Below are 8,138 nucleotides of genomic sequence, written 5' to 3'. Positions count from 1 at the left end.
CAGGCAAACCGCCAACATCAATAACGGCAAATCTGCATACACCCCGGCAATCAGGAACAGACTCAAACGCACGACCGTGCTGCAACTGATCAGCGCGCTTTGCGTAGCCCGCGCAGCGTCCTTGGGCAAACGGCTGTTCAGGTAAATCGCATATAAGAAGCCGCCACTGCCGAATAGCGCCCCAAACAGGCCGCCAACGGTGCCCATGGGAATCGACCAGCCCGCCGTCAACTGAGTCGGCCTTGCTTTCACCGCCAGGCTGTAAATCGCGTAGGCGCTGATAAACAGCCCCATCAATAACAGCAACAGGTCCGAATGCAGGTTGAGCAAAAACACCACGCCCAGGGTGCAGCCGATGGCCATGCAGGGCAGCAACCGCAACAGTTCCGGCTTGTTCACATCGCGCCGTGTTCGCAGCAGGCCGCCAAACGCAGCGACAAAGTCCAGAAGCACCAGCAACGGGATGATCTTCGACAGCGGCATGAATAAAATCAGGATCGGCCCCGCCACCAGCGCCGTGCCGAACCCGGCAATGCCGAACACGATATAAGCCACCGTCACGCCCAGGCCGATCACCAGCCAATCAATACCGCCGAAAGTCCACTGGCTCATCAGCTCAACCGGGCTCATGACTTATTCCTTCTATTGAGATGCCGTTCACTTTAGCCATCGGCAAGGGTTGCGACTAATATCTTCCAGGCTCACTACTCATCTCAAAAAGGCATGACTCTTGATCTCCACCCGGCAACTGCGTTATTTCGTCGAAATCGCCGACAGCGGTAGCTTCAGTGCTGCCGCCGAGCGCCTGTTCGTGGCGCAATCAGCCTTGAGCCGGCAGATCAAGGAGCTTGAATCTCAACTGCAAACCCCACTGTTCGAACGCACTGCACGCCAGCCAAGGCTGACGGCCGCCGGCGAAGCCTTCTACCCACGGGCGCGCAACCTGCTGAGTGAGTTGCTCAAGGCCAGCGACCTGGCGACACAAGTGGGCCAGGGCCAACTCGGCACCTTGCGCCTGAGCCATTCGAGCACCGTGCCGATGAGCGGCGCGTTACTGCAAGGCATCAGCACGTGGCTGGAGCGCTGCCCGGGTGTGTCGATGGATATCGTCAAACTCTCCTCCGAAGCCCAACTGGAGGAAATCGTCGAGGGCCGCCTGGACGTCGGCCTGCTGCGGTTGCCGGTGTTGCGCCAGCGCGAAGGCGTGCGCGTGGTGCCTTGGTACACCGAGCCGTTGGCGCTGGCAGTGCCTGCGGGTCATCCCTTGGCACGCGGCAACGCAGCGGTCGAGTTAATGCAACTCAAGGATGAGGCGTTTATTTCAATCCCCCACCCTCAGCGCGGCGGGCTGAGCTATCTGTCGGCTGAATTGTGCATGCGGGCAGGTTTTTTCCCCAAGGCGGCGCGGGTAATGTCGCGCAAGACCACGCAGTTGCAATTGATCCAGGCCGGTTTCGGGATTGCTCTGTTACCAAAATCCATGCAGGACATCGCCCCGCCCAACGTGCAATTTTTGCCCTTGGCCGACCCTGACTGCGACAGCACCGTAGCCCTGGCCTGCGCGCAAGCGCCGAACGCGCTGGTGGAGCAATTCTGTCAAACCCTGCACGAATGCCTATAAACTGCCGCCCATGATTAAAGATCCTTTTGCCCGCTTGGGCCTGGACCGCGAAGTCCTGACTGTCAGCCAACTCAACGGCCGCGCGCGGGTGTTGCTGGAAGACGTGTTCACCAATATCTGGGTGGAAGGCGAGATCTCCAACCTCGCCCGCCCGGCCTCCGGCCATGTGTATTTCACGCTCAAGGACAGTGGCGCCCAGGTGCGTTGCGCGCTGTTTCGCAATAACGCGGCGCGGGTACGTCAGGCGTTGAAGGATGGCCTGGCGGTGAAGGTGCGCGGTAAGGTCTCGTTGTTCGAGGGCCGCGGCGATTACCAACTGATCCTCGATACCGTGGAGCCGGCCGGTGATGGTGCGCTACGCCTTGCCTTCGATGCACTGAAGGAAAAGCTGAGCGCCGAAGGCCTGTTCAGTGCCGAACGCAAAGTGGCGCTGCCGGTGCATCCTCGGCGCATCGGCATTATCAGCTCGCCCACCGGCGCGGTGATTCGCGACATCATCAGCGTGTTCCGCCGCCGCGCGCCGAATGTTGAACTGACCCTGATCCCTACCGCCGTGCAAGGCCGCGAAGCAATCCCGCAGATCGTGCGGGCGCTGAAACTCGCCGACGCCCGGGGTTTCGACGCGCTGATCCTGGCCCGTGGCGGTGGCTCCCTGGAAGACTTGTGGTGCTTCAACGAAGAGGCGGTGGCCCGCGCAATTGATGCCTGCGTTACCCCTATCGTCAGTGCCGTTGGTCATGAAACCGATGTGTCCATCAGCGACTTCGTGGCGGACGTCCGCGCCCCTACTCCCTCCGCCGCCGCCGAGTTGCTGGCTCCCGACGCCAGCCACCTGGTGCGTCAAGTGGAAAACCTGCAGCGCCGCCTGGTGATGCTGATGCGCAACCGCCTGAGCCACAGCCGCCTGCGCCTGGAAGGCATGGCCCGGCGCCTGCGTCACCCGGGCGAGCGCTTGCGCCAGCAGGCCCAGCGCCTGGATGACCTGGACATGCGCTTGCGCCGCGCCTTTGAGCGTAGCCTCAATACCCGTCGCGAGCGCTTGATCCGCCTGGAAACCCGCCTCGCCGGCCAGCACCCCGGCCGTCAACTGGCACTCTTGCGCCAGCGCCTGGACAGCCTCGCCGAACGCCTGCCCCGCGCCATGCGTGAAGGTCTCAAGGCTCGGCGTCTGCAACTGCAGAGCCAAGTGCAGACATTGCAGGTGGTCAGCCCTCTGGCGACCCTGGGCCGCGGCTACAGCATCCTGTTGGACGAGCGCGGCCAGGCGATTCGCAATGCCGCACAAACCCACACCGGCCAGCGCCTCACCGCGCGCCTGGGTGAAGGCCAATTGCAAGTGCGGGTGGAAGACAACCACCTGACACCCGTCACCCTTTCATTATTGGATTGATCGATGCCACGCCTACTGAGCCTGTTGATACTGTTGTGCCTCACATTTAATGCCCACGCCGACAGTTACATCACGCGAACCCTGAACAAACCGGTGCCAGGCGGCGTGGCCGTCGTCGAACTAGGCCCTTCGGCCACGGCGCCGAAAGCCACCTACCAGGGCAAGCCGGTGCTGGTGGTCAAGGAGCAGGACAACTGGCTGGCGATTGTCGGTATCCCGTTAACGGTCAAGCCTGGCAACGAGCGCATCAGCAGCGGTGGGCGCAACCTGCCGTTTATCGTCGGTTACAAGAAGTATCCGGAACAGCGCATCACTTTGAAGAACAAGAGCCAGGTCAACCCTGACCCGGCCCAGCTCAAGCGCATCGAAGGCGAACTGGCAGTGCAGCTCAAGGCTTACCGCAGCTTCAGCCCGAACCTGCCTAGCAACCTGGTGCTGGATAAACCGGTGAACGGGCCGCTTTCGAGCAAATTCGGGGTGCGCCGCTTCTTCAACGGTGAAGAACGCAACCCGCATTCGGGCCTGGATTTCGCCGTACCGGCCGGCACACCGATCAAGACACCCGCCAATGGCAAGGTGATTCTGGTCGGCAATTACTTCTTCAACGGCAATACCGTGTTTGTCGATCATGGCCAGGGCTTTATCAGCATGTTCTGCCATATGTCGAAGATCGATGTGAAGGTGGGTCAGCCACTGGTACGCGGTGCGGTAGTCGGCAAAGTCGGCTCGACAGGCCGGGCCACCGGGCCGCATATGCACTGGAACGTCAGCCTGAACGATGCACGGGTAGATCCGGCGATTTTTATCGGCGCGTTTCAACCCTGAATACCGTGGCCGTGAGGGGCGTCAGTGATTTCCTGCGCTGGCGCCTGATCTGCCGGAGGTTCGCTGCAATGCATTGTGATCTTCTTACACTTTTGCGATGAACCATCCGACACCCGAGACTCACTCAACCAGCGATTTACACGGACGTAATGAGCAGGACCTGAGCACTGGAGATCCAATTCCCATGAGACTCTTTCCATGTCACTTACCCCAGCACTGTCAGAGCGACATTCGCAAAACCTCCTGACCTCATCTCACGCCTCACCCGGTACCCCCCCGACCAGCCCGCCTACACCACCCGCAACTCTGCAACAACCTGCATCAGCCCCCTTGCCCGCCGCCGCCAATTACGCCCCCGATGACCCGCCTACTCCCGCCTCGTCAGGTATTACCCCGGCGAAAATGCGATACCCGCAGTTGGTGAAGCATTTCAAACCCAGCAATGAAACACAGTTCACCGCTGAACACGCGATGCTGACTGAAGACAAGCAACGCCTGCATAGCCAGCAACCCGGCTTCAAGGCCTTTGTACAGTCGCAACTTGAGGAGGCCTTCCCCGCGATCAGGCCGCTGAATCCGGACATGCTCAGTTTCAATCGCTACAGAGTGGGCGATGGACGCGAATCACTGGCCTCTTCAGAGCCCCTGATGGCTGCACTGGCCAGGATGATCCGCGACATCCAGGCCAACCCGAATGCGTTGATGCGCCCGGAGCGAGGCATAAGCACTGAATTCACTTATCGACGAACCATTGCCGACATGGCGGTACCGGCCTTTACCGAAGGCACGCTGCAATCCATTGCTCGCAGCATTGCCACGCAATACCCGCAGGCGCTTGAAGAATACTGGAGCACACCGCGGCCGGTGGAAAATCAGCCGACGCTCCAGATGCCGCCGCAAGAGCAACTGTTGTTCCTGCACAAAAAACAGCTGTCGATCCTCGCCTCACTGCGCCTGAGCGATGGCACCCTGAGCGCGACCGGCAAAGACCTGATCGACTCCGCGTTGCGCTACCCCACCCTGCAAGACCGGGAAAAACGCTTCACCGACGGTGATCGCTTAGGGGTGTACCCCGTTACTGTGGATGACCAAACGGAACATGGCGCGATGCTGCCAGGGGCCTTTCTCATCACCCGAAAAGACGGCTCCTATGCTACGCCGCCCACCTGGCCGAATGGGCGCGCACTTGCGCTCAACGATGACAATGGCCCCGTCGTGATGTACACGCCCAGCGAAGGTTTCGAGGAATTCGCAACGCCGGCCCAGGCGCGCCAGGCTTTGGCCAGCCGCCTGGACCAGGGCGGTGTCGAGGCCAAGTTGCTCCTGCAAGGCCTGCCCCCGGCTCTGCAAAACAGGCCCGACCCTATTACCGGAAAAGATCTGATGTCCAGTGTCGAGCCATCGGCCGGGGATGTGTTGACGCAATCCATCCCCTGGATGCTCAAACGCCAGCGGGCAGACATTAATACCCACCTGAGCACAGCATTGGCGCCAGGCAAAACCGTCAACCCCCTTCTCGACAGTGCCACATTGGAAGGTATCGATAATGCGGCCGACTGGTCGTACCTTACCGATGGCACCAACGCCATGCTGGCCCGGGACGCCAAACTGACCGACAAACTCCAACCCGAATGGTTGAAGAATCTAAGCCCCTTTCAAGAAGCCTTGTTTTTGCACTTGGACAAGGCGCAGGAACGGAGCCTGGATGCGCTGACGCCCCTGCTTGAAAAAATCCCGGCGCTGAACACCTTCGCCCGTGACCGCCTGAATGCAGCCATCAAACAGCGATACCCGGCAGCAGAAATCGATGCGGATCAACTCATGGTGCAGGTCCACACCCGCACCGCCATCCACGGCGGCAGAGGGACTGGCCAACCCCTCTATTCGAAACAAGACGCGGTGTCCCTGACCGACTTGGCGCTGAAGAATCCCAGTGGCTTCCCTGCCGTCGAAAGAGGTGTATACACCGATGAGAAAATGACCTTGCCTCTGCGCGACAAGCACGGCAAGCCTGTGCGAGACCTGAGCGGCAAGCCGGTTACCCTGGACACCGACGATCTCAAGGCTCTGGTCAATACCGCCGATGTCGGGGGCGAATACACCAAACTGCTTAAACAGGAAATGGCCCCAGATGCCCAATCGGGGAGTGCTGTGCACTTGCGCACAGCGTGGAAAGCTCATCTGGCAGACGCGATGGACAAAGAGGCGTTTCTGGCAGAACTCAGCCCCGACGCCTATACGGAACTGGCCAGCGACAACATCCATAAACGCGCGGCGCAGTGGGCGGATGCGGTACTGACTCACCCCGACCCGGCCACCCGCCCTCAAGTCGATGGGAAAACCATCGTCGCCAACAGCCTGCTCCACAGGGGGCTAGCGGTGCAGGGCGTGATGGTGATCGGCAACCAGACAGATCCATCGCTGGTGCTGTACACCCCCAAGGCTCCCGACGGCATTACTTATCGCGAAGTCGCGGACCACAAGGCCCTCGACACCCTCCTGGAGAAAAAAGAGTGGGCAACCTATATCGCGCAAAGAAAATCACCCGTCAGTAAAGATGAGGTCGATCAGTTCAAGGGAGCGCTTAAAGAAGCTGCGTACAGCCCAACGAAATTGATGTCCCCCGAGCTGGCGGTCTCGTCGATCAAGCTGCTGGGAGGCGCCACTCGCCTTGAGCCCATAAAAGGTGATTTCCAAGACCATCTGTACAAGCAACACGTACAGATGGCGATCGACCGAGCGGATCACCAGTCCGTAAGCAGTGCGGAGGTCGCACGGCAATCGCTCAAGAACAAAATCGAGTTAGGCATTGAAGTGGCATTGATCTTTACCGACCTGATACCAGTGGCTGGCAAAGGCGTGTCTGCGGGTTTTCGTCTGGGCAAAGCCGGCATCAGCGCACTGCGCGCCAACAGCAGAGTGTTGCCGCACCTGATCAAAAGACCCGGCCTGGGACGGGCGATCTACAGTGATTTCACCCTGTCTGCGGCGGGTATCTCCAATGTTCGCGCGGCCCCCCTACGCCCGGTATTCAAGTCGTCGACGGCGACAGGCGCGATTACCCCGCGCCCAGGGCCAAGAGCACTGCCTGCGCCCGTCAGCCCAGTGCCGGCACGACCCTTAGCCAGCACCGGCAACACTATCGCTGGCTCGCGCACGCCCAACGACGCCGTCATTCCCGAGCGCGACTTGAGTGCGTACGCCAGGCCTGGCGATATGATCAACGGCCGGACGCTAAGGAGTGACGGTACCTATAACGTTGGCGACGAGTGGTTCATCCGATTTACCGACAGTACCCGCGTGAGCAGGGTTTATCAGATCGATTCAGCCTTTCACGCTCGCAGTGGCTGGGTCAATATCATCGACCCGAACGTCCCAGCAACTGCGCCCAAAAGCAGCAGAATCGTCGCCTCTGTACAACATGCGGGCAACGGTGAATGGCGCCTGAATCAACTGCCCGGTGGAGCCCCCACGCCGACACCGGGAGCTTCGACGACAGGCGCCGAGGCCCCTGCCCGACCAGCGTTACCAGACGCCGAGTATTTCAGCCTCAACAGAGGGCGGCTGGTCGAAGCCGACTTCACCCCTAAAACCCTGCCACTGGCCAGGTATTGGTTCAGGCGGGATTTGTATAACTTCTACAAGAACATGCTCACTCAAGGCCAGATGCCGCCGCGCCCGTCCCGGCTGGAGCCCGCACCCGGCACCTCGCCGGCCGACCTGTTGCGTAAGGCCTACGAAATCACTGATGTGGTGGTACTGGGCGAGCGCCATAACGAAATCGCCAGTTTCCAGATGCTCAAAGAGAATATGCAGGCCCTCAAAGAGTCGGGGGTTACCACGTTTTATATTGAAGGTGTCGAAACCAATGCCGCGGGCCAGCTCATGGATGTGGGCATGGGTGGCCACCGTCCTCAAGGCGCGTCTCCCACGCTCTCGGAACTGGTTCAACTTGCCAGTGACAATGGAATCACCGTCAAATCCCTCGAGCACCACTACTTGACCCGCCGATCGGATATGCCCGATTTCTACAAGTACGTTGGGGACAACGACAACGGCATTACGCGCCTGCAAGAATTCAATTACTTCGCGACCCGTATCTTGGAAACACGCAAGCCGGGCGAAAAAGTACTCGCCTTGGTAGGCCGGGCCCATATGAACACAGCCCGAAACGTTCCAGGTCTGGCGGAACTCACTGGAGGGGTGGGCATAGGCGTGTACCCGGACAAAGCATTCAACAAGAGTGTTGCCATCAGCGGCCCGTCAATACCAAGGGATCCCGGGGCCAACGTCACGGATAGC

Annotated in this window: 5 protein-coding genes; 4 read left to right on the top strand and 1 reads right to left on the bottom strand. The window is 60.1% G+C overall.

The genetic code is table 11. The features are described 5' to 3' along the window. Positions 1-630: sulfite exporter TauE/SafE family protein (locus APH41_RS07815; protein ID WP_054918295.1), on the bottom strand; the 630-nt coding region annotated here is incomplete at its 3' end. Between the two features lie 100 nt (positions 631-730). On the opposite strand from APH41_RS07815, the gene APH41_RS07810 reads away from it, so the two are divergent. The 4 genes from APH41_RS07810 to APH41_RS07795 form a co-directional block, all read left to right on the top strand. Then, complete coding sequence (locus tag APH41_RS07810; protein WP_054897805.1) at positions 731-1,621, top strand: LysR family transcriptional regulator; 891 nt, start codon at positions 731-733, stop codon at positions 1,619-1,621. A 10-nt stretch (positions 1,622-1,631) separates the two neighbouring features. Next, a complete protein-coding gene (xseA, locus tag APH41_RS07805; RefSeq protein ID WP_054918293.1) occupies positions 1,632-3,011 on the top strand; it encodes an exodeoxyribonuclease VII large subunit in 1,380 nt (459 codons plus the stop codon). Between the two features lie 3 nt (positions 3,012-3,014). Beyond that, positions 3,015-3,836, top strand: coding sequence for a M23 family metallopeptidase (locus APH41_RS07800; RefSeq protein WP_034128018.1), 822 nt, complete (start codon positions 3,015-3,017; stop codon positions 3,834-3,836). A gap of 330 nt (positions 3,837-4,166) precedes the next feature. Beyond that, the coding region (locus APH41_RS07795; protein WP_177333554.1) for a membrane-targeted effector domain-containing toxin at positions 4,167-8,138 on the top strand (3,972 nt) is incomplete at its 3' end.

The organism is Pseudomonas sp. NBRC 111138, assembly GCF_001320835.1.
In the GTDB taxonomy this organism is placed as follows: Bacteria; Pseudomonadota; Gammaproteobacteria; order Pseudomonadales; family Pseudomonadaceae; genus Aquipseudomonas; species Aquipseudomonas paracarnis.
This window is presented reverse-complemented; position numbering and strand designations above follow the sequence as displayed.